Here is a 21,564-nt window from a genome sequence, read left to right as displayed (position 1 = left end):
TTTTTATGGTGTTGCAAAGGTCGGTGCTGCAAGGTCGGTGCTGCCAATGCGGTGTTGCAAAATCAGCCCAGCGCCGCCAAGACCTTCTCGGCAACCAGACTGCTTACCCGTTGGTTGGATTCGGTGGTCAAGCCTGCTGTGTGGGGCGTAAGAATAAGGTTCGGGCAGCCCTGGAAGTGCGGCGCCGGGGCAAGCGGCTCGATGTCGAAGACGTCCAGGGCGGCGCCGCCAAGTTGTCCGCTGCGCAGGGCGCTGGCCACGGCTGCCTCGTCAACGATGCCGCCACGCGCGGTGTTGATGAGGACGGCGCCGGGCCGCATCGCTTGTATGCGCGTTGCATCGAGCAGATTGCGCGTGGACTCCAGCAGCGGCATGTGCAAGCTGAGCACGTCTGCTTGCGCCAGCACGCTGTCCAAGGCGGCGGGCGCGACACCAAGCTTCGCGAACAGCGGGTCGTCATGCGCCAACGCCGGGTCAAACGCGACGACAGCCATGCCCAGCGCCTTGGCCAAGCGTGCGGTCAATTGCCCGATTGATCCAAAACCCAGCAAGCCCAGGGTCTTGCCCGAGATCTCGCGGCCTTTGGACAGCGCATCGCGCGGCCATTCGCCCGCCGCGACCGCCGCCGAGGATGCATATGAGCCGCGCAGCAGCAGCATCGCGGTCGCGATCACGTATTCGGCAACGCTATTGGCGTTTGCGCCGGTGGCGGGAAACACCTGTATGCCTTGTTGTTCGCAGCCGGCCAGGTCGATGTTGTCCAGGCCGACTCCCAGCCGTCCCACCACCTTGCACCGCTTGAGCGACGCCAGCAGTTCGCCGCGCACCTGCGTGCGGTTGCGCACGATCAGTGCGTCGCAGGTGGCTGCCAGTTCACACAAGCGTGGCAGGTCGTCGACCAGCTTCGGGTCGTAGGTGACGTCTGCTTTTTCCCGCAGTCGCTCGACCGCGGGCGCGTCCATGAATTCAGTCACGACGATGTTCAAAACTCCTCCTTCCGACGGCACTGGCCGCTTGCTGTGATCCGGCCCATGCACGATGCCAAGATCCATACTAAGAAAGCAGGAGGTTTATCAAAAGCTAATTTTTTTACATCTGAGCATCGGCAAATACGATGCTCGTGGAATGACAAGCACGACGGCTATTTCGCCAGCGGAGAAGATTCCCCGAATTCCCGGAAGCAGTTCACCAGCACCTGCGTGGTCCGGCTGTCGTTATTGGCGTGGCGCACCGCCAGGCATACGGTGCGGTACAAGCCCGGCAGGTCAATGAACTTCAACGCGCCGTCGCTGCGCGCGGGGCCTTTCAGCACGGGCAGGACGGTGACGCCGATGTCATGGCGCACGATGGACAGCACGGCGTCATGCGAGTCCAGCTCCATCGTGGGCCGCACCGACACACCGCTGTCCTGAATGAACGCGTCGATCTGCTTGCCGATCCAGGTGGTTTTGTCGAAGGCGATATAGGGATATTCCTCCAACGCGGCTTTGACGTTGGTGAAATTGCGCTTGGCGCTCATGACCAGCGCCAGGGGCTCGGTATACAGCTCGTGAAAGCAAAGCGTCGTGGAAAAATGCGGCGGCGGCATTGAAATCACCGCCGCATCCAGCAAGCCCGCTTCCACCTGCAACGCAAGGTCTGGCGACCGCTTGGCGGTAATGCGCAATTCCAGGGAAGGGTGTTCGGCCCCCAGACGCTTGAGCACATCCGGCAGCCCCCCGCTTAATGTGCTGGTGATGATGCCCAGCGCCAGCCTGCCCTTGAGACGGCTGGAATTGCCCAACGACGCCATCTCGCTTTCCAGGTCCAAGACCCGCCGGGCAAGGGGCAGGAGCTGATGCGCGCGGTCGTTCAACAGGATGGAACGGCCGGTGCGCACGAATAGCTCGACACCTAGCTCCTCTTCCAGGTTCCGAAGCTGAACACTGACGGCCGCGGGCGACAAATGCACGGCCTGCGCGGCAGCGGTCACGGTGCCGAATTGGTGTAGCGCCAGGAAAGCGCGCAGAGAGCGGCTTTGCATGAGTAGGGTGGGGCTGTGGGGTGGCGGCTACGTTAACACGTGGGCTGCGAGGTGAAGAGCTGATTGGATACTGCACATTAATTTCAGTGAAAGTGCGCCCTTCAGCAAATGTTGAAAGGCGCGGATTCAATGAAAAAAGCATCGGCTCATGCAAGTCATGTTGTAGATTCTTTCGTCTTGAAAGCGCTGAGCGCGACGCTGCCCTGCGGGACTGGCAACCCGAAGCAACAGCAAGCAATCCCTCCCGCGCCGCACGCTATCGACCCGCCACACACGGTTGTGGATTTGCCTCTTCAGCCCGCGCCAATCCCGCCGTGATAGCAAGGCACGCAAAAATAACCACCGCGTAATCGGGGGTCAGATGCTCCATCAACAGTCCGAAGATGGCGGCCCCGGCGGTCTGACCGATCGCAAGCGCAAGAAAGGCGATCATCACGCCCGTGGCGGGCCGGTCGGGTAGCGCCAAGACGCCCCATAGCAAATAGACGCCGGTAAGCATGATGTAGGCGACGCCAAAGAGCAGGCCGCCGCCCAGGGTCAGGGCAGCCGAGGTGCCTGTGATGCCGATCATAAGCATGCCTGCCGCTATTGCCGCCAGGAATACGCGATGGACCAGGTCCATGCCAAACCGCGCAATCAGATGCCCCGCGCCCGCGCCCGCAATGCCGGCCGCCCCGATGGCGATCCACAGCAGGCCCGCGCCAGTGCTGCCCCAGTCGAGCCGCAGCGCGACCAGTTGCGCTCCGAAAGACCAAATCGCGGTGCTGGCCGCGCCGGTCAGGAAGGCGGCGGCGATCAAGCGCCGCAGCTCGCCGTTAAGGGACGGTAAGCCATGGGTATTGTTCGTGGCTGCCTGGGAGCCTCGCGGCAGGGAGAGCGCCGCGGCAAACGCCAGACCGACCGCCGCCACCGCAAAGCCCGCGTACGCAAGGCGCCATTGATCTCCCATCATCAGTGCCACCGGGCCGGACAACACCACGCCCGCACCGGTGCCGGCGTTGATGAGGGTGTTGGTGGCGTTCTGCCGGTTCGGCTTGACCGCTGCGGTTACGGCTGCGGCCAAGGGAGGCGAGGCCAGTCCCGTGCTGGATCCCGCCAGCATGACCGCGCCCGCCAGCCAGGGCGCCGAAGGCGCGGCGGCGATGCCGGCCATGCCCACCGCCGCAACCAGGGCCGCGCCGATGGCGACAGCGCGGGGGCCGATCCGTTCGGTCAACCAGGCCGACAGCGCGATGGCGATGCAATAGCCCAGGAAAGCCCCACCCGAGATCAAGCCGCTTAGCGTCGAAGACAAGGACAAGTCAGCATCGATCCGCGGCAGGAACAAGCCGAAGGCGAAACGGGCAAAGCCGTAGCAGACGGCGATCAGCGCAAAGCCTGTTGCGCCCAAGGTTGCGGCGGGACTCAGCGCAAGGCTCATGGCCGCGCCCGTTCAACCAGGGCAATGGCCGCCAAGCGTGCCGCCTTCACGGATTTTGCGCCGCGATAGATGGCGGCGGCCGTTGCGCCTTCGAACAAGACCAAGATCTGTTCGGCCAGCACCGGGTCGTTGCGGCCGCCGGTTTCCGCCGATACGACTTCCCGAATCTTTCGCCAGAAAGCGGCTTTGTGCGCGGACACCGCATCGGCAATTTCCGGTGTGTCGCCACCGGTTTCCGCGTAGGCACGCAAGAACAGACAACCCAGGTTGTCCTCGGTTTTCATCCAGTGTTCCAGCGCCTTGAAGATTGCGTCGACGCTGCTTGCTTCTTGAATTTGCGAAAAGAAACGTTTGTCGCGCTCGGTGAGTACGGCGGCGATCAGCGCGTTTTTGCTGCCGACGTGCTTGTAGAGCGTTCGGCTTGACATGCCGGCGCCCTGGGTCAAGCGGTCCATGCCGGTGGCCGTGAAACCGTGTCGGTTGAAAAGATGTTCCGCCGTGGAGATCAGCTGTGTCTTGGTATCCATGCGTCCAATGTAAAACGGTCGTTTTACACTGTCAAATCGCAAAGGGTCGCGCGGCGCTTCTTGCTTGGCGCATTCAGGTTTTGCGCGCCAGAGGCAGGCCCGCGTGCGGCGCGGACGCAAAAAGGATCGAGCCGCTGGTCGATTCCGTGCAGAACAGCGTGCGCCTGTCTTCGCCGCCGAAGGCAAGGTTGGTGGTGGACGCGCCCGTGACGCTGCGCCAGACGATGCTGGGTTCGGCGCGATGGTTCAACAGCCACACATAGCCCAGCCCGGGGTTGCAGACCAGCAAGTTGCCCTCGGTGTCGACGGCCAGGCCATCGGGGCCGCTGGGGCCGTAGGACGTAAAGAACTGGCTGACCTTGCTGACGCTGCCGTCGGGCAGCAAGGGCACGCGCCACACGCAGTTGCCGCGCGTGACGGCCAGGTACAGCACGCGCTCGTCGGGCGACAAGGCCACGCCATTCGGGCTGGGCACGTTGCCCAGCAACTGGTCTAGCTGGCCGTTGGGCCGCAGTCGGTACAGGCGGCCGCTGGGATCGTGCAGTCCGCTTTGGCCCTGGTCGGTGAAGTACAGGTTGCCTTGGGTATCGAAGATCAGATCGTTGACGCCCTTGAAGCGTTCGCTGTTGCGGCGTTCAAGATACGGTGTGACGGCGCCGGTCGCGATATCCAGCGTCATCAGCCCGTTCTTGTAATCAGTGATGAGCAGGCGGCCGGCGTCCAGAAACTTCATGCCGTTGGGTTCGCCGTCGTACTCGGCCACCAATGACCATTCGCGGTCCGGCGTGATCCGGAACACGCGGCCCCAGGGGATGTCCGTGACGTACAGGTTGCCGGACGCATCAAAGACCGGCCCTTCAAGAAAGGAGTCAACCGGCATGCCGCCCCGGTTGGCGTCCGCCCAGGCGCTGCGCCGGAGGCGGCGCAAGTGATCGGGCATGGCCGACCAGACCTGAAAGTCAACGACTTCGGGGGCGTGCAAGCAGAACATGGCGAATCCTCCTTTGTTTACTTCGCGTCGAAGCCGATGCTGCGGACCACCTTGCCCCACATCTGGCCACTATCGGCCAGGATGCCGCGAAACTCCGTGGCGTTGGCGGCGCGTGGCTCCGCGCCCATCTTGGTGGCGAACGTTTTCATCTCTTCCGAAGCCATGGCGGTGGCGATCTCGCGTTGCAGCCGATCGGTGACGTCCGGGGGCGTGCCCTTTGGCGCCCACAGGCCGGTCCAGTTGACCACGCCAAAGTCCTTCACGCCCGCTTCGGCAAAGGTGGGCACGTTGGGCAACACCGGCAGGCGCTTGTCACCGCTGACGGCCAGCAGCTTCAACTGGCCGCCTTGCACCGGCCCCATGACCCCGGTGGTGGACGCAAACTGAAAATCGATCACCTTGCCCAACACGGCCTGAGTGGCCTCGGCCGCGCCCTTGAACGGCACGTGCATGAACTTCACGCCGGTCGCCAGGCCCAACGCTTCGGCCGCGAAATGCGGGGTAGTGCCTGGCCCGCCCGATCCGTACGTAATCATGTTGGGTTTGGCGCGGGCTTGCGCGATCAGGTCGTCAAGTGTGTGGCTGCTGCTGTCGGCCGACACGGCCAAGGCCATGGGGGCGAAGACGAAGGCCGAGACGGGTTGCAGGTCCTCTGCGGGGTCGAAGGGCAGCTTCTTGAAGATGTACGGCAGCAAGGAATACGTGGTGTCGTTGGCCACCAGCGTGTAGCCGTCGGGCGTTGCGCGTGCCACCTGGCTCACGCCGATGGTGCCGGTGGCGCCGGGTTTGTTTTCCACGACGAAGCTCTGTCCGGTCTGGCTGGATAGCATTTGCGCCATCTTGCGCGTGGCCACGTCGACCGCGCCGCCCGGCCCGTAGGGCACGACGATACGCACGGCACGGTCGGGCCAGATGTCCGCTGCGTGAGAGACGGACATGCCCAGCAGCGGGGCGGCGAAGGCCAGGATCAATGCGGCGGTCTTGCGGCGCGCGTAGGGGTGGGTAAGAAACGTCATTTGTCTTCCTCTGGATGATGAGTATTTTTTCTTTGTTTGCTTTTATATCCGGGCCCGGCTCAATCGGCCTTTAGCCCCAGGTTCTCGGCCAGCTTGCGGTTCGCATCGATCTCGCTGGCCAGTTGCGCGTTGAAATCGTTGCCGCAAGTTTGGCTTGCCTGCATGCCCAGCGCGTCCAGGCTCTTGGCGGTGGCGGGCGCGCGGGCGAAATCCCGGGCCACCTGCTCCAGTTTGTTGCGCACGTCTTGGGGCAGGCCTGCCGGCGCAAGCACGCCATACCAAGCGTCGGCGGTGTAGCCGTGGACGCCCGCCTCGTCAAAGGTGGGCACTTGCGGTAGCTGCGGCAGGCGTTGGGGCGCGGCCACCGCCAGCGCGGTCAGTTTGCCGGGTTCGACTTGCGGCAGTACCGAACCCAGCGTGGCCAGCGAGCTATCGACTTGTCCTCCCAGCAGGTCGGCAATGGCCTGCGACGCGCCCTTGTAGGGGATGTGATTCATGGACGTCTTCGTCAGGTTCAGGAATTGCGCCGTGGCGAAATGGCCCGAGCTGCCCGTGCCCGGCGTGGCATAGGTAATGCGGCCGGGCTCCGCGCGCACCTTTGCCAGAAATGCGTCCAGTGTTTTCACGGGTAGGGCGGGACCCACCACCAATACTGTCGGGCTGACCGCTACCGCGCACACGGGGGTAAACGAGCGCAAGGCGTCGAATTTGACGCGACTGCTGTACAGCGCGGGGATCATGGCGTGGTTGGTGGCGCCCACCAGCAGTGTGTAGCCGTCAGGCGCGGCTTTGGCTACGGCTTCGGCGGCAAGAATGGTATTGGCGCCAGGCTTGTTTTCCACCACGAAACTCTGCCCGAGTGCCTGCGCGGCATAGGCGGCGAAGGCGCGCGCGACCACGTCGGTCGGCCCGCCGGGGGAAAAGCCGACGACGATACGAACAGGGCGATCCGGGTACTGCGCAAGGGCTGCGTTGGCGCATAGCGTCAGCGCGGCCGCCGACAGCGCAAGGGAAGGTAGGCGGGTAAGCGTACGAAAAGTTTTCACGTTTGTCTCCTTCGTGCGTGGTTGGCTTGCGGCCTGTGCCGGCTGCTGTGCCTGTTAAAAAAATCGCGGGATCAGACGGTGGCGATGGGGGTTGCAGGGGAGCCTGCCGCGCCGGGCAGGCGCAGCGGGGGGGCGGTAAGCAGGAAGCGATGGCGGCCGTGGGCGCGCAACCATCGCGCAAGCGGCGTCAGCCACCACAGTTCACCTAGATGAATGCCGTTCTTGAACAGGCAGTGCTCGTGCAGCGGTAGGCGGGGGCGGCGCAAGGGCGTGGACGCGCCGCTCAGGTTGATGGCTTGCACCAGTTCCACCGCCGGGTTGTCGGCGATCAAACAGGCCAGGCGCGACTCGACGATCCATTGCAGCAGGCGGGGGTCATTCCCGTCCAGACCGCTGCCGCTTGCATGCAGACGCGCGACATCCGGTTGCCCGTTCATGGCCATCAACATGTCGGCAAAGCCGGTGTGCAGGCAAACCATGTCGCCGGCTTCAACCACGACGCCATCGGCCTGCATGATGCGCATGAGCCGTTCATACCCGATGGCGGTACGCTCGCGGCCGACATGCGCTTCCAGATCGATCAGCACCGCGCGGCCCTGCACGCCGTGCTCGGCCAGGTTTTCTATACCCAGCGCGCTGGCGTTGGGGCCGGGATAGCGGGCCCAGTCAGCGCTGGCTTGCGGGTCGGGCCGCGCCGCCATGATCTCCACGCCCGCCCGAAAACCGTTGTAGAACACGGCTTCGGCCTCGCCGTCGCCATCGGCATCGAAGCGGCTGCCCATATGCGCCAGGCTGTCCCACTGGGTGGAGTACTGCGTGTTCATCAGCAGTACGTCGTCGCAGACCACATCGGTAAGCAGCGGGTCCTCAGATGCATAGGACCAGCAGTAGCCTTGCGCGCCTGCACTTTTTCCGTCGCGCAAGGTGGCGTATCGCTGCGTCGGCAGCCGCTTGGGGTTCAACGCCGTGCCGCCGGGCAAGTCGAGCGGCAGCGACAGGCAGAAGGTCTTGCCCTCTTGAACTTCGGCAATGCCTTGCAGAACTTTGGCGCGCGTAACCAGGTTCATGCGGCCACGCTGGTCATCCGGGCCGAACTCACCCCAGTTGCTGTTGGCGGGCGCGTGCTTCCAACGTTGCGGCATGTTGTGGCTCCTTAGGCTGCGCTGGTGTTGCGGGCCAGCACCGCCAGCACATTGCGCGCCGCCGTCACGCCCATGTTGACGTAGGCGGCGCGGGTCACGCCGCCGATGTGCGGGCTGAGGACGATGCGCGGTTCATGCTGGAAGGGGTGGCCGGCCGTCATGGGTTCGACGGCGAAGCTGTCCAGGCCGGCGGCGGCGACCTTGCCGGACCGCACGGCGGCCAGCAGCGCGCCTTCGTCCACCAGACCGCCTCGGGCGGTGTTCACCAGGATCACGCCGGGCCGGCACTGTGCCAGCGTGTCGGCGTTGATCAGGCCACGGTTCTCATCCGTTAGCGGGCAGTGCAGCGAGATGGCGTCGGCTTCCTGCCAGAGCTGATGCAAGGGCACGGTGTCGATGTAGGCAGGCAGGTCTTGCGCATAGGGATCGTGGCCGACGACTCGCATGTTCATGCCGTGCGCCATGGCTGCAAAGCGGCGGCCGATGGCGCCCAGCCCGATCAAGCCGATGGTCTTGCCGTCCAGCTCCATGCTCTTGTGCGTGGACTTGTCCCAATGGCCGCCGCGCATGCGCGCGTCCAGCGTCACCAGGGACTTGGCGCAACCCAACAGCAGCGCCAGCGCTTGTTCGGCCACGGCGGCGGCATTGGCGCCCGCCGCCGCCACCACGTCGATGCCGCGCTGCGCGGCGGCGGCCTTGTCGATGGTGTCGGTGCCGCTGCCGTGCTTGGAGATCACGCGCAAGGACGGCGCGGCGTCCATCGCGGCGGCGCCGACCTTGCTGTAGCGCACGATGATGGCCACGGGATCATGCTGGCGGCACAGCGCCACGATGTCGTCTTCGGTCGGTGTCTTGCCCGCATAGACAATGTTGAACCCTTCCAACAGCGCCAGGGCCTCGGGGCCAGGTCAGCCGCGGTGACAAGTAGCGCTGGCTTCGCGGCGGCGGGGGGATTCACAGCGACTCTCCTTCCTTCAACACGCCGGCGCTGCGCAAAGCGGCGGTCAGCCATTTGGCTTCGGTGTCGCCGGCCTGGATGGCGGCGATACGAGCGGCTTCGTCGCGCACCTTCTTTTCGGCGGCGGGCAGCAGGCCTTCGATTTTTTCTCGTTCCACGACCACCAAGCCGTCGGCGTCGCCGATGATGAAGTCACCGGCGTGGACGGTGACGCCGCCCACGGATACCGGGTGGCCGATGCGGCCGGGCACGTTCTTGGTTGGGCCATTGGGGTTGGCGCCGGCGGCGAACACCGGGTAGCCCATTTCGATGATCTCGGTGGTGTCGCGCGCGGCGCCGTCGATCACCACGCCGGCAAGCCCCAACTGACGGCAGGCGTTCATCATGATGGTGCCCATCAGCGCGGCGCTCAGGTCACCCTTGCCATCGATGACCAGCACGTCGCCGGGCTTGGCCAGCGAGATCGCCGCGTGAATCATCAGGTTGTCGCCCGGCCGGACTTCAACGGTAAACGCGGGCCCGGCCAGTTTCATGGCCGGATCCAGCGGCCGGATCCGGCCATGCAGCGCGCCACGTCGGCCGGCCACGTCGGCAAGGATGGCGGGTTGCAATTGCGCGGCGCGGCGCACGACATCGGCGTCGACGCGGGGAAAGTCCTTGATGATGTCCTGGTTTGCCATAACGGCTCCTGTGTAAAAAATGGGGGAAATGTCAGGTGGGTTGGATGCCGGAATCGCGAATGACCTTGCCCCACTTCTGGAAGTCGGCCTTGCGGGTCTGGTCCAGCACCTGCGGCGATCCGCCGACCAGCGTGATGCCCAGCTTCTGCGCCAATTCCGTCAAGGACGGGCTTTGCAACGCCTTGCCGATGCTGGTGTTAAGCCGCTGGATAACGGGCGCGGGCGTGCCGGCCGGCGCGAAGACGGCCTGCCATTGCTCGGCCACGAAATCGGGAATGCCGGCTTCTTGCATGGTCGGAACATCAGGCAGCACGGGCAGGCGCTGCGCGGACGTGACGGCCAGGGCGCGCAGCGCGCCCGATTGCACATGCGGCAGCGCGGCGGCCGCCGGCAGGAACGCAAACTGCACCTGGCCGGCAAGCGTGTCTTGCAGCGCGGGCGTGTCGCCCTTGTAGGGCACGTGCAGAAAGCGCGTACCGGTTTTCTGCTGCAGCAGTTCGCCCTGCATGTGCAGGATGGTGCCGGTGCCGCCCGAGGCGTAGGCCAGGCTTTGCGGCGCGGCCTTGGCGGCGGCCAGCAGATCGGCCACGGTCCGGTAGGGCTGGGCCGCGCCCACCACCAGCAGATGGGTAATGGTGCCGATCATGATGATGGGTTCGAAGTCGGCGACCGGGTCATAGGTCAGCTTGCCCATCACATGGGGGGCGATGGCCTGCGGCCCGATCGAGGTGCCCAGCAGCGTGAGGCCATCAGGCGCGGCGCGCGCGACGCGGGCCGCACCGATGGTGCCGGTGGCGCCGGGCCGGTTGTCGACGATGACGCGCGTGGCAAGCAGCGCGTCCAGTTGTTGGGCCACCGCGCGTCCCAGCACGTCGGTGCTGCCGCCGGCCGGGTAGGGCACGACCCAGGTAATGGTCTGGCCGGCGGGCCAGTCTTGCGCGGCGCGCACACCGAACGCGGCGCTGGCGGCCACGGTGGCGCCCAGCGCCAGGAAGCGTCGGCGCGCAAACGAGGGGGTGTCAGTCAATGTCATGCTTGTCTCCTGAATATTTTTTTCATGCCGGAAAGCCGTAGAGGGCCGCCGGGTTATGCACAAGAACGCGGTGCAGCGTGGCGTCCGTTCGGGTCCAATGAGCAAGCTGCTCAAGCAGGTGCGCGTCATCGGGCATGGGCTGCATCCCGGCCGATGCCGAGGCGTGGGGCCAGTCGCTGCCCCAGATCACGCGATCGGGATTGGCGTCGATGAAGGAGCGCGCCAGGTCGTCAAGCGCCGGGTCTTGCACCGAGCGCTGTTCACTGACGAGGTAGCCGCCCGACAGCTTCACCCAGGCACGGCCCGCGCCCAGCCATTTCAGAATCAGGGCGTGGGCCGGGTGCGCGCCAGCCTGCTTCGGCGCAAGGCGCGCCATGTGGTCAAAGACCAGCGGGGTGGGCAGGCGCGTCAGCACGTCGCTGATCTGCACCAGTTGGTCTGGCGGCATCAGTAGCTGGACATGCCAACCCAGCGGCGCCACGCGCGCGGCCAATGGTTCGATCTGAGCAACGGCATTCACCACGCCCAGCGACAGGTTGAACCGGATGCCGCGCACCCCCGCCGCATGCAGCGCTTGCAGTTGCGCGTCGGTTTCCAAGCCGTCGATGACGGCCACGCCGCGCGCCTGTTCGCCCAGTTCGGCCAGGGCCGACAGCATGCTTCGGTTGTCCGCGCCATAGGTTGACGGCGTGACCAACACGGCGCGCTGCGTGCCCAGCCTGGCCTGGATGGCGCGGTATTGCTGCATCGTCGCGTCCGGCGGCAACAGCCGCGCGCCCGGCACGGCGGGGTAGCGCGCGTCGTAGGCGTGGATGTGGCAATCGCAAGCGCCGTCGGGAACCGCCACGGCGGCAGTCGCCAAGCCCGCAGAGTAGGGATAGGGCACGGACATGGGGGCTTACTCGACGCGGGCGCCGGAATCCTTCACGATCTTGGCCCAGCGGATGCGGTCGTTGTGGATCAGCTTGGCGAAGTCTTCAGGCGTGCTTGTCAGCACGCGCGCGCCCTGTTCCTGATACTTCTGGCTCAGGTCCGGGGTTTGCAATGCCTTGTTGAATTCCGCATTCAGGCGCTGCACGATTTCCTTGGGCACGCCGGCCGGCGCGGCCAGACCGAACCAGGTCACGGCTTCAAAACCCGGATAGCCGCGTTCGGCGATGGTGGGCACGTCAGGCAGATCGGACGCGCGTTGCGCGGCGGTCACCGCCAGGGCGCGCATCTTGCCGTTGCGGATGTGGCCGATCAGCGTGGGAACCGACGACAGGTACATGTCGATCTGCCCGCCGATCAAGTCATTGGAAGCTTGGGCCGCGCCCTTGTACGGGATGTGGGTGAGCTTGATGCCCGCCGCATTCTGCAATTGCACGGCGGCCAGGTGTGCCACGGTGCCGTTGCCCGAGCTGGCGTAGGTCAGCAATTCCGGCTTGGCTCGCGCCGCCGCGAGCATGTCGTCGAATGATTTCAGCGGGGAATTGGCCGGCACCACCAACACCAGCGGCGCGTCGGCGACCAGGCCGATGGCGGTCAGGTCCTTCTCGGGGTCGTAGGGCAGCTTGGCGTACAGGGTGGGGTTGATGGCCAGGTTGCTGGTCTGGCCCAGCACCAGCGAATAACCGTCGGCCGCCGACTTGGCCACGGCGTCCACGCCGATGTTGCCGCCAGAACCCGGGCGGTTTTCCGTGACGATGTTCCAGCCGGTATTTTTTGCCACCTTCAGCGCCGCTTCGCGGGCCAGCACGTCCGTGCCGCCGCCGGGCGGAAACGGGACGATCAGGCGGATGGGTTTGTCGGGGTAGCCCTGGGCGGCGCTCAACCCCGCCACGCAAACAAGCGCCAAGCCAGACAGCACGCGCGCAATGACTTTCATGGTTTGTCTCCAGTCGTTGTTTTGATCCGCGCATTGTGCGATCGTGTTCCGCCTAATACAATCCAGGTTCGTGCAGCGAAACGTGTTGCGTACCATGGTCGATATCAGAGACAGCAAAAGCGGCAGCAAGAAAGGCGGAAAAGTGGATAAAACCAAGCGGGAAGCCGCCATGGATGACGCCATGGAGGACGCGCGCATCACCGAAGACGTTGCCCCCGAAGACGGTGCGCCCGAGGAAGGCGTGGTCGCGGTCAGGCGGGCAATGCGCATCCTGGAAGCCTTCGGCATTGACGATGCGCACCTGTCGCTGGCGGAACTGAGCCGCCGCACGGGCTGCCACCGATCCACGGTGTTGCGCCTGGCGCGCACCTTGGCCATGGACGACTATCTGGCGCAGCGCGCGGATGGCACATGGCGCCTGGCGCGGGCGGCCGGCTGGCTGGGCGCCTGCTATCAGGCCACCTTCAACGTGCAGGAACTGGTGCAGCCCGTACTGCGAGAGCTGTCGGGCGCAACCGGGGAAAGCGCAACGTTCTACGTGCGCGAGGGCAATCAGCGCATCTGCATGGCGCGTGTGGAAGGGCCAAAGTCCATCCGCCATCACGTGCGCGTGGGCGCGGCGTTGCCATTGAACCTGGGCAGTCCGGGCCGCGTGTTGCTGGCGTTTTCGGGCGAAGCGGGCGAAGAGTACGAGGCCGTGCGGCGCGCCGGCTACATGATCTCGCTGGGCGAACGCGACGCCGAAGTGTCCAGTATTTCCGCGCCGGTCTATGGCATCAATTGGACCTTGCTGGGCGCCATCTGCATCTCGGGCCCGATCTCGCGCTTGAACGAAGCGGTGCTGCTTGGCCATAAAGAGGCCATTCTTTCCACGGCCAGCCGCCTGTCGCGCTCGATGATGGGCGCGCGGCAGGGCGGGGGGGTGTAGCGGGGCGTCATCACCTTGCCGCTGGAGGGGTATCGAGCACGACCATTGCGCTGGCCGTCACACGCCGCCACCGACCGGCGACAACGGGTCATCAAACCGCAACACGGACCCGCGCAGTACCTCAAGCGGATCCCGCATCAACGCCTCTACCAGCAGACTCAACGCCGGGCTTTTCGGCGCGCCTTTCCTGAACACCAGTTCATACGGCTCGCTGCGTGACTTCAGCGCCAAGGCCAATGTGCCTACCAAGCCGTTGCGGCAGAAGTAGTTGGCGACGTCTTCGGACACCAGCGCGACCAGATCCGTGTTGCGGCTTAGCAGCGTCAGCGTGGCCAGCGCCGAGGTGGTCTCGATCAGGTGCAAGGGGAAATTCAATTCGGCTTCGTGGAATTCACGTTCCAGCAGCCGGCGCATCGGCATGTGCGCGCGATAGACCACCCAGCGGCTGTCCTGCAATTCGCGCAGGTCCACGGCGTCCGCGCCCATCGCGGTATGGCGCACGTTGGCAATCACGGCCAGCGACTCGGGCTTGATGACGGTGGATTCGTACAGCTCCTGGTTACGCCCGACGGACGACCGGCAGATGGCCGCGTCCAGTCGCCCGCGTTCGATCAGGCCCAGCAAGGTCTCGCTGGTGTCTTCCACGATCTCCACCGACATGCGCGGCTGCTGGCGCAACAGGTGCGTGACGGCATCGGTCAGCAGCGGCACGGCGCCCATGATGGTGCCGATGGCCAGGCGGCCGCCCGCGCCGCTGGCAATGGCGTCCAGTTCGAAGCGCAGCTTGTTGATGTCCGCCTGGATCAGGCGCGCGAAGCGCAGCGCGCACAGGCCGGCCTCGGTCGGTATCAGCCCTCGGTTGGTGCGCGCGAACAGTTCCACCTGCAAGGTCTGCTCAAGCTCGCGCAGCGCCTTGCTGGCGCCGGGCTGCGTCAAGCCGATCTTGTCGGCGGCGGCCAGCAGCGAGCCGCATTCCTCAATGGTGATCAGCAGCCGGAGCTGCTTGGCATGCAGCCGCGACATGACGGAATTCAGGCTGGGGGGAACGTTTGCCATGAATAAAAGTTATAGCTGTATAGAAAGTCGTCAGTGTACCGACCCGCCGTCCATGCCTAGACTTCAGCCTTCTTATCTGGTCCAAGTTTTCAAGGAAAAGAGGCAGCATGGCACTGATCAATTACGTCACCGAAATTCACTTCGGCGCCGGCGTCCTGGCGGACCTGCGCGAGGTCTGTGAGCGCCTGGGTATTACCAAACCTTTGATCGTGACCGATCGGGGCGTGGAAGCGGTTGGCATCGTCGACCGCGTGAAGTCGGCGTTGGGCCATGCGAACCTGGCCGTGTTCAACGACACGCCGCCCAACCCGTCTGAAGCGGCGGTGCGCGCGGGCGTGGCCAGCTTGAAGCAGGCGGATTGCAACGGCGTCATCGCCGTGGGCGGTGGCTCTTCCATTGACCTGGCCAAGGCCGTGGCGGTGTCCGCGCGCCATGAAGGCCCGCTGCGCCAGTTCGCCTTGATTGAAGGCGGGGTGCAGAACATCACGGCGGCCACGCCGCCCATCGTCGCCATTCCCACCACGGCAGGCACCGGCAGCGAAGTGGGCCGGGGCGCGATCATCATCCTGGACGATGGGCGCAAGGTGGGCATCTTGTCGCCCCACGTCATTCCCAAGGTTGCCATCTGCGACCCCGAATTGACGCTGGGCTTGCCCGCGGGCCTGACCGCCGCCACCGGCATGGATGCCATTGCCCACTGCATCGAAACCTTTCTGGCGCCGGCCTTCAACCCGCCGGCCGATGGCATTGCGCTGGACGGCCTGTGGCGTGCGTGGCGCCACATTGAAGTGGCGGTCAACGAGCCGGGCAATGTGCAGGCGCGCGCCAACATGATGAGCGCGTCCTTGCAAGGGGCGCTGGCGTTTCAGAAGGGCTTGGGTTGCGTGCACAGCCTGAGCCATTCGCTGGGCGGCATCAACCCCAAGCTGCATCACGGCACGCTCAACGCCATTCTGTTGCCGGCGGTGGTGCGCTTTAACCGTGGCGCGGAAACCGTGGCGCATGAAGACAAGATCGCGCGGCTTGCGCAGGCCATGGGCTTGCCGGCAACGCTGTCGGTGGAAGAGGCCCTGGCCAACAAGAGCCGCGCGTTGAATCTGCCGACGGGCTTGGGCGAACTGGGTGTCACGGAAGACCTTTACGAACGCATCGTCAAGGGCGCCCTGGCCGACCACAGCCACCGCACCAACCCGCGTGACGCCAGCGCCGACGACTACGTGGCGATGCTGCGCGCATCGACGTAAGACGTGCGCGCCTGGCGCGCATGCGCGTTTGGCTACCCCTGCGTTGCCGTTAACCGCCATCCCGCATCCGCATGGGATGGCGACATGCATTCAAACAAACAAACAACCAAACAATCCAAATAGGTGGAGACATGAGCACCCTGTCCGTTGGTGGTTCCAACCCCAGCCTGAGCGCTGCCGACAAAGAACCCCTGGTCCCTGATGCCGAGCGTCGCCGCGCGCTCATGGGCAGCGCGGTGGGCAGCACCATCGAGTGGTACGACTATTTCCTGTACGGAACCATGTCGTCCATTATTTTCGCCAAGCAGTTTTTCCCTAGTGACAACGCGCTGGTCAGTCAGATGCTGGCGCTGGCCACTTTCGCGCTGGCCTTTCTGGTGCGCCCGCTGGGGGGCGTGATCTTCTCGCACATCGGCGACCGCATCGGTCGCAAGAAGACGCTGGCGATGACGCTGTCGATGATGGGCTTGTCCACCGTGCTGATGGGCATGTTGCCCAACTACGCGCAAATTGGCCTGGCTGCGCCTATTCTGCTGACGCTGCTGCGCCTGATGCAGGGCCTGGCGTTGGGCGGCGAATGGGGCGGCGGCGTGTTGCTGGCCGTTGAATATTCGCCACGCAAAAAGCGCGGCTTCTATGGCGCCGTGCCGCAGACTGGCGCGGTGTTGGGCCTGGCGCTGGGCAACGTCATCACGTCGCTGCTTAGCGCCAGCATGAGCGAAGAGGCATTCCAGTCCTGGGGCTGGCGCATTCCGTTCGTGGGTTCCATCGTGTTGGTGATGGTGGGCATGTGGATTCGCAACGCCGTGGGCGAGACGCCGTCGTTCAAGAAGATTCAGGCCACGCGCAGCAGCGCCCGCATTCCGCTCAAGGAAACCTTGCAGCACCACTGGCGCGAAGTGCTGATCGCCATTGGCGCGAAGGTCGTGGAAACGTCCACCTTTTTTCTGTACGCCACCTTCACCATCTCGTACATGATGGATCACGGCTTCGCGCGTTCGACCATTCTGAACATCGTGCTGGTCTGCGCCCTGATCGCGTTTCCGTGCATGCTGTTCTTCGGTCATCTGTCTGACCGCATCGGCCGCAAGAAGGTGTTCATCGGCGGCAGCGTGGCCTTTCTGTTGTGGATCTTTCCGTACTTCTGGCTGCTGGATCAGAAGTCGGTGTGGGCGGCGGGCCTGGCCATCGCCGTGGGCTTCGGCGTCATTTGGGCCAGCTACGGCTCCATGATCGGCACCTTGTTGGCCGAAGCCTTTCCGCCCGCCATCCGCTACACCGGCATGTCGCTGGGTTATCAGATTGGCGCGGCGCTGGTGGGCGGCCCCATGCCGCTGATCGCCACGGCGCTCGTCGCCTACTACAGCGGCAGCTATGTGCCCGTGGTGCTGTTCCTGGCGGCGTGCGCGGCGGTGTCCATCATTGCGGTGGCGGTGGCGCGTGATCGCAGCGGACAGCCGCTGGATGATTGATCCCTGCGTGTCGACCCCTCATCCCATCTGACTTTTATCCAAGGAATTCAATCATGCAGATCACTGGAGAAATGCTCATCGGTCACGCCGCCGTGCGCGGCACCGCCGGTTCGCAATGCGCCTTCAACCCCACCTTGAATGCCGACATCGCGGAACCAAGCTTCGGCCTGGGTACGCATGCTGACGTGGAGCGCGCCGCCACGTTGGCCGCCGCCGCCTTCGACCCGTATCGCCATCTTCCGCTGGCTCGCCGCGCGGAATTCCTGGAGGCGATCGCCGATGAAATCCTGGCGCTGGGCGACGCGCTGATTCAGCGCGCTCACCAGGAAAGCGGCTTGCCCGTGGCGCGGCTGACGGGTGAACGTGGCCGCACCATCGGCCAACTGCGTCTGTTTGCCCAAGTGGTGCGCGACGGCCACTTTCTGGGCGCCATTGTTGACACTGCCCAACCCGAGCGTCAGCCGCTGCCGCGCGCGGATTTGCGCCAGGCAAAAGTTCCGCTTGGGCCGGTGGCCGTGTTCGGCGCCAGCAACTTCCCGCTTGCGTTTTCCGTGGCGGGCGGCGACACGGCATCCGCTCTGGCGGCCGGCGCCCCGGTCATCGTCAAGGCGCACAGCGCGCATCTGGGTACGTCTGAACTGGTGGGCCGCGCCGTGCAAAAAGCCGCGCAACGCACGGGCATGCCTGAAGGCGTGTTCTCCTTGCTGATCGGCGCGGGCCGAACCATCGGCGAAGCGCTGGTCGCGCATCCGGCCATCAAGGCCGTGGGGTTCACGGGCTCCCGGCAAGGCGGCTTGGCGCTGGTCAACATTGCCAACCAGCGGCGCGAACCCATCCCCGTGTATGCGGAAATGAGCAGCATCAACCCCGTGTTCGTGCTGCCCGCCGCGCTGGCGGCGCGCGGGCAGGCCATCGCGCAAGGCTTCGTGGATTCACTCGCGCTGGGCGCGGGCCAGTTCTGCACCAACCCCGGCCTGGTCATCGCCATCGATGGGCCAGAGCTGGATCGATTCATTGCCGCCGCCAGCGACGCGCTGGCCTCCAAGGCCGCGCAGGTGATGCTTACTCCCGGCATCTGCGCCGCGTACAACCGCAGCCGCCAGCAGGTCCAGGCCGTGCCGGGCGTTGAAGCCGTGGCAAACGGCAGTGCCGCGCGCGAACAAGCCAATGCGGCGCAGGCCGCGCTCTACGTGACCAGCGCGCGCAATCTGTTGAACAACGAGGCCTTGCAGGCCGAGATGTTCGGCCCCGCCTCCGTCATCGTTCGTGCGCAAGGCTGGCAAGAAGTGCTGGACGTGGCCGAGCACCTGGAAGGCCAGTTGACGGCCACGCTGCAACTGGACGCGCCCGACCATGCCCCCGCCCGCGCCTTGCTAAGCGTGCTGGAACGCAAGTGCGGCCGCATCCTGGCCAATGGCTTTCCCACGGGCGTGGAAGTCAGCCACGCCATGGTGCACGGCGGCCCGTACCCGGCCACGTCGAATGCCATGCACACGTCTGTTGGGGCAACGGCCATCGCCCGGTTCTTGCGACCGGTGTGCTATCAGGATCTGCCGGATGCGTTGCGGCCGGAGGCCGTGCAACAAGACAACCCGTTGGGCATCTGGCGTTTGGTGGATGGGGCGCCGGTGCCGCCTGACGGGGGCCGTTGATCAGAGGAATGCCGTAGCAGCGATGACCGCCAAGCCGGCGCAGAAGTCGGTGTGCGCGGGCGTGTAGTGATTCGCCGCGTGCAATAGATTGATCTGCCCAAGCAGGCGGCCTCGGCCGTATACCGGGATGTTCAGTACGCTCTGGCAATTCAAGGCAAAGATGGCGTCGGCGTCGGGGAAGTTGATGCGAACCGCATTCGCGTCGGGCGTGAGCAAGGGCTTGCCCGTGGCCAGCATGTTCTGCATGGCCGGCGCCGCGCTTATCAACTTGGTGCCGCTGGCTGGATAACGGTCGGGGGCGCTGCTGTACAGGCGATGCGCGGTGCCGGCCGTCAGGTCATAACGCAAGGCGGTGAACAAACGGTGGCCGACCGCGCGCTGCGCAATGCCGTCCAACGCGGCAAGCAAGGGGTCGGGCTCTTCCGCGGATTTGGTGTGAGAGAGCGCGGCGCGAAGGATGTCGATTTCCGATTGAGACAAGCTGAACGGCGCGGTCATGGCTTCGCCTCATTGCTGGCCATGCCTGGTGGAACCGGCGCAAGCGGCAGGTCGATGCGTGAAGCATGATCGCCGCCCGTGCCGATCTTCAACAGCGGGGGGCGGCCGTGAGGAACCTGCCCGCAGTGGTCTTTGTCCGCGCCGGCTATCGATACCCGGATGCGGCTGCCCTGCTGGAATTGCCAGGCGGTGGGCAAGAGGGGAACCTCGACACGCTCGAATTTCCCCGGCGTCAGCGGCCGCGCATCTTGCCGGCTGAATGTGCGAAAGGGCCATGTGGTCTTGTATTGCGGCGGGCAGGGTGAAGTCTTGCGATGCAGCAGGCGCAACAGGCCTTCGGTCACATAGCGTTCGGTGCCGTCGGCCTCGATTTCGGTCAAGTAGACAAACAGGGCAGCGTCGGGCTCGCTGCTGCTGACCCATAGGTCCGCCACGGCGTGGCCCGCCAATTCCGCCGCCGCCTCCAGCGGCGCGGACGTAAAGCTGCACATGCGGTCGCCGCGTCCTTGCCAGTCAGGGTAATACTCGGTGCTGTTGATGGCGGCAATGCGCTCGTAGCGGGTGCCAGCGCCGGTACCGATGGCAAAGTCCACTTGATAGGCTTGATGCGATGGGCTGGGCGGCGGGGCGGTCTCAAGCGCCAAGGCGGGTGCCAGGTACAGAGAACTGTCTTTGCCCTGGTCGTAGGGCGGCCATTGCGCGGCGCTACGCCATTGTTCCGAGTGCAGCGCGTAGTAGTGGATCGGCGCCTCGGCATCCAGGCCCGTTGGCTTGCCCAGCAGATAGTGATCGAAGAACCGCAGAATTTCGGCAAGCCAGGGAAAGTCCGCCATCTGCGTCGTGCGCCACGGTGACACATCAATGCGCGCGCCATGGTCCCAGGGGCCAAGCAAGAGGTGGCTGGGGTTTTTCGACAAGGTCAGATAGCGCGAAATAGCGCCGTTCATGTAGCCGCCACCGTCCATCCAGCCCGATACCGAGAGCACGGCCACGTCTGGGGGAATCTGTTCGGCCAGGCTGTAGGGGCTGAACGTTGCCGAGCTGAACTGCGCATCGTAGGGCAGGGGGTCTTCGCGAAAGCGGAACTCGGGCATGAACTCCGTCTGGCGGAAGTTGGCCAGGTGTTCCTGGATGGCGGTTTTCAGCAGTTCGCCTTCCGGATCTTCGTCTACCGGCTGCGGTCCTTCAAAGTGCGGGTTTGCGTAGTAGACGAACCGATGCAGCATCTCGCGTCGGTCATGGTCCAGGGCGACCATCAGGTCGTCGTAGCTTTGCGTCAGCGCCTTGAGCTGCATGCCGCCCGGAAAGTAATTGTCGGTGTAGGTGTCCCATACCGAAAACAATGGGGCGATGGCCTTCACCGCCGGGTGGCCGGTGCTGGCCAGAAAATCAGAGGCGGCCCCAAGGTAAGAGATGCCGGTGGCGCCCACAACGCCGCTGGACCACGGTTGCGTGATGATCCACTCCACCACTTCGCGGCTGTCGTCGCGTTCGCGCGGCGAGCGGAAGCTGTCGCGCGTGCCGAAACTTGCGCCCGTGCCGCGCACGTCGATCACGACGACGGCGTATCCACGCGGCACGAAGTAATCCCGGAACTTCGCGGTATTGGGCGCGCATTCGCCGACTCCGTCCGGGTGCAGCTTGAAGCGGCGGTAGTAAGGCGTGAACAGCACGATGGCGGGAAACTGCGCGGGCGCCGGATCATCACCGCGTTCGGGTGTGCCTTCTGGAACATAGATATCAACTGCCAGGCGGCAGCCATCGCGCATCGTCAGGTAGCGGGAACGCGGCGTCGGGATCGCGTAAATCCCGGGTCGGGTGTCCGCGTAGGCCTGCGGCGGGACCACCCAGGCCACATCTTCGTTTTTCGGGTACGACGGCATGGACTTCCTTGGAATCTTGGTGAAAAAAATGCGCTGGACACGGGGCCGCAGCGACTGCACAAGCCATGTTATTGACGTGCAATCGACCGCACCAATATGCAATGTGGATATCGGTATAGGAAAAAGCG

General features: G+C 64.9%; 19 protein-coding genes and 1 pseudogene. 4 read left to right on the top strand and 16 right to left on the bottom strand.

The genetic code is table 11. The features are described from left to right. Positions 1–62: 62 nt before the first annotated feature. The 13 genes and pseudogenes from ELS24_RS25385 to ELS24_RS25325 form a co-directional block, all read right to left on the bottom strand. Positions 63–986, bottom strand: coding sequence for a hydroxyacid dehydrogenase (locus tag ELS24_RS25385; RefSeq protein WP_428839666.1), 924 nt, complete (start codon positions 984–986; stop codon positions 63–65). Between the two features lie 155 nt (positions 987–1,141). Next, positions 1,142–2,023, bottom strand: a complete 882-nt coding sequence (locus tag ELS24_RS25380) for a LysR family transcriptional regulator (protein ID WP_050445499.1) — start codon at positions 2,021–2,023, stop codon at positions 1,142–1,144. Between the two features lie 256 nt (positions 2,024–2,279). Continuing rightward, entirely contained in the window at positions 2,280–3,443 is a 1,164-nt protein-coding gene (locus ELS24_RS25375) for an MFS transporter (RefSeq protein WP_240669382.1), read from the bottom strand. Beyond that, positions 3,440–4,090: a TetR/AcrR family transcriptional regulator gene (locus ELS24_RS25370; protein ID WP_240669381.1), complete on the bottom strand. Its 651-nt coding sequence runs from the start codon at positions 4,088–4,090 to the stop codon at positions 3,440–3,442. Before ELS24_RS25370 ends, ELS24_RS25375 begins: the two co-directional genes overlap by 4 nt. Beyond that, positions 4,044–4,961 carry an SMP-30/gluconolactonase/LRE family protein gene (locus tag ELS24_RS25365; protein ID WP_127185687.1) on the bottom strand — a complete coding sequence of 306 codons (918 nt, stop codon included), beginning with the start codon at positions 4,959–4,961 and terminating at the stop codon, positions 4,044–4,046. Before ELS24_RS25365 ends, ELS24_RS25370 begins: the two co-directional genes overlap by 47 nt. 17 nt (positions 4,962–4,978) lie before the next feature. Continuing rightward, positions 4,979–5,977, bottom strand: coding sequence for a tripartite tricarboxylate transporter substrate binding protein (locus ELS24_RS25360; RefSeq protein ID WP_205736935.1), 999 nt, complete (start codon positions 5,975–5,977; stop codon positions 4,979–4,981). Between the two features lie 59 nt (positions 5,978–6,036). Next, entirely contained in the window at positions 6,037–7,023 is a 987-nt protein-coding gene (locus ELS24_RS25355) for a Bug family tripartite tricarboxylate transporter substrate binding protein (RefSeq protein WP_127185686.1), read from the bottom strand. A 71-nt stretch (positions 7,024–7,094) separates the two neighbouring features. Beyond that, positions 7,095–8,165, bottom strand: coding sequence for a cyclase family protein (locus ELS24_RS25350; RefSeq protein WP_127185685.1), 1,071 nt, complete (start codon positions 8,163–8,165; stop codon positions 7,095–7,097). An 11-nt stretch (positions 8,166–8,176) separates the two neighbouring features. Beyond that, positions 8,177–9,123: pseudogene (locus ELS24_RS25345) on the bottom strand (NAD(P)-dependent oxidoreductase). Further along, positions 9,120–9,803, bottom strand: coding sequence for an RraA family protein (locus ELS24_RS25340; protein ID WP_127185684.1), 684 nt, complete (start codon positions 9,801–9,803; stop codon positions 9,120–9,122). The pseudogene ELS24_RS25345 and the gene ELS24_RS25340 overlap by 4 nt, the downstream one beginning before the upstream one ends. Positions 9,804–9,834: 31 nt before the next feature. Next, a complete protein-coding gene (locus tag ELS24_RS25335; RefSeq protein ID WP_127185683.1) occupies positions 9,835–10,836 on the bottom strand; it encodes a Bug family tripartite tricarboxylate transporter substrate binding protein in 1,002 nt (333 codons plus the stop codon). A gap of 22 nt (positions 10,837–10,858) precedes the next feature. After that, positions 10,859–11,728, bottom strand: a complete 870-nt coding sequence (locus tag ELS24_RS25330; protein WP_127185682.1) for an amidohydrolase family protein — start codon at positions 11,726–11,728, stop codon at positions 10,859–10,861. 6 nt (positions 11,729–11,734) lie between these two features. Next, a complete protein-coding gene (locus tag ELS24_RS25325) occupies positions 11,735–12,703 on the bottom strand; it encodes a Bug family tripartite tricarboxylate transporter substrate binding protein (protein ID WP_127185681.1) in 969 nt (322 codons plus the stop codon). Between the two features lie 181 nt (positions 12,704–12,884). Between ELS24_RS25325 and ELS24_RS25320 the strand changes: the two genes are divergently transcribed. Beyond that, the gene (locus ELS24_RS25320) at positions 12,885–13,631 is read left to right on the top strand and encodes an IclR family transcriptional regulator (protein WP_240669574.1); all 747 of its coding nucleotides are present in this window, start codon (positions 12,885–12,887) and stop codon (positions 13,629–13,631) included. A gap of 57 nt (positions 13,632–13,688) precedes the next feature. On the opposite strand, the gene ELS24_RS25315 is transcribed toward ELS24_RS25320, so the two are convergent. After that, on the bottom strand, positions 13,689–14,687 hold the full coding sequence (locus ELS24_RS25315; RefSeq protein ID WP_127185680.1) for a LysR family transcriptional regulator: 999 nt from the start codon (positions 14,685–14,687) through the stop codon (positions 13,689–13,691). Positions 14,688–14,794: 107 nt separating this feature from the next. Here ELS24_RS25315 and ELS24_RS25310 point away from each other — a divergent pair, with 107 nt between their 5' ends. The 3 genes from ELS24_RS25310 (at position 14,795) to ELS24_RS25300 (ending at position 19,055) form a co-directional block, all read left to right on the top strand. Further along, positions 14,795–15,931, top strand: a complete 1,137-nt coding sequence (locus tag ELS24_RS25310; RefSeq protein ID WP_127185679.1) for an iron-containing alcohol dehydrogenase — start codon at positions 14,795–14,797, stop codon at positions 15,929–15,931. Positions 15,932–16,062: 131 nt separating this feature from the next. Continuing rightward, positions 16,063–17,403 carry an MFS transporter gene (locus ELS24_RS25305; protein WP_127185678.1) on the top strand — a complete coding sequence of 447 codons (1,341 nt, stop codon included), beginning with the start codon at positions 16,063–16,065 and terminating at the stop codon, positions 17,401–17,403. Positions 17,404–17,456: 53 nt separating this feature from the next. Continuing rightward, on the top strand, positions 17,457–19,055 hold the full coding sequence (locus ELS24_RS25300) for an aldehyde dehydrogenase (NADP(+)) (RefSeq protein WP_127185677.1): 1,599 nt from the start codon (positions 17,457–17,459) through the stop codon (positions 19,053–19,055). Here ELS24_RS25300 and ELS24_RS25295 read toward each other — a convergent pair whose 3' ends face one another. After that, positions 19,056–19,553 carry a GAF domain-containing protein gene (locus ELS24_RS25295; RefSeq protein ID WP_127185676.1) on the bottom strand — a complete coding sequence of 166 codons (498 nt, stop codon included), beginning with the start codon at positions 19,551–19,553 and terminating at the stop codon, positions 19,056–19,058. Further along, entirely contained in the window at positions 19,550–21,436 is a 1,887-nt protein-coding gene (locus ELS24_RS25290) for a CocE/NonD family hydrolase (RefSeq protein WP_127185675.1), read from the bottom strand. Before ELS24_RS25290 ends, ELS24_RS25295 begins: the two co-directional genes overlap by 4 nt. Positions 21,437–21,564 lie beyond the last annotated feature (128 nt).

Origin of the sequence: Achromobacter spanius (assembly GCF_003994415.1) — a bacterium.
In the GTDB taxonomy this organism is placed as follows: Bacteria; Pseudomonadota; Gammaproteobacteria; order Burkholderiales; family Burkholderiaceae_B; genus Achromobacter; species Achromobacter spanius_C.
The sequence above is the reverse complement of the archived record's forward strand: the minus strand, read 5'-3'. Positions and strand labels throughout refer to the sequence as shown.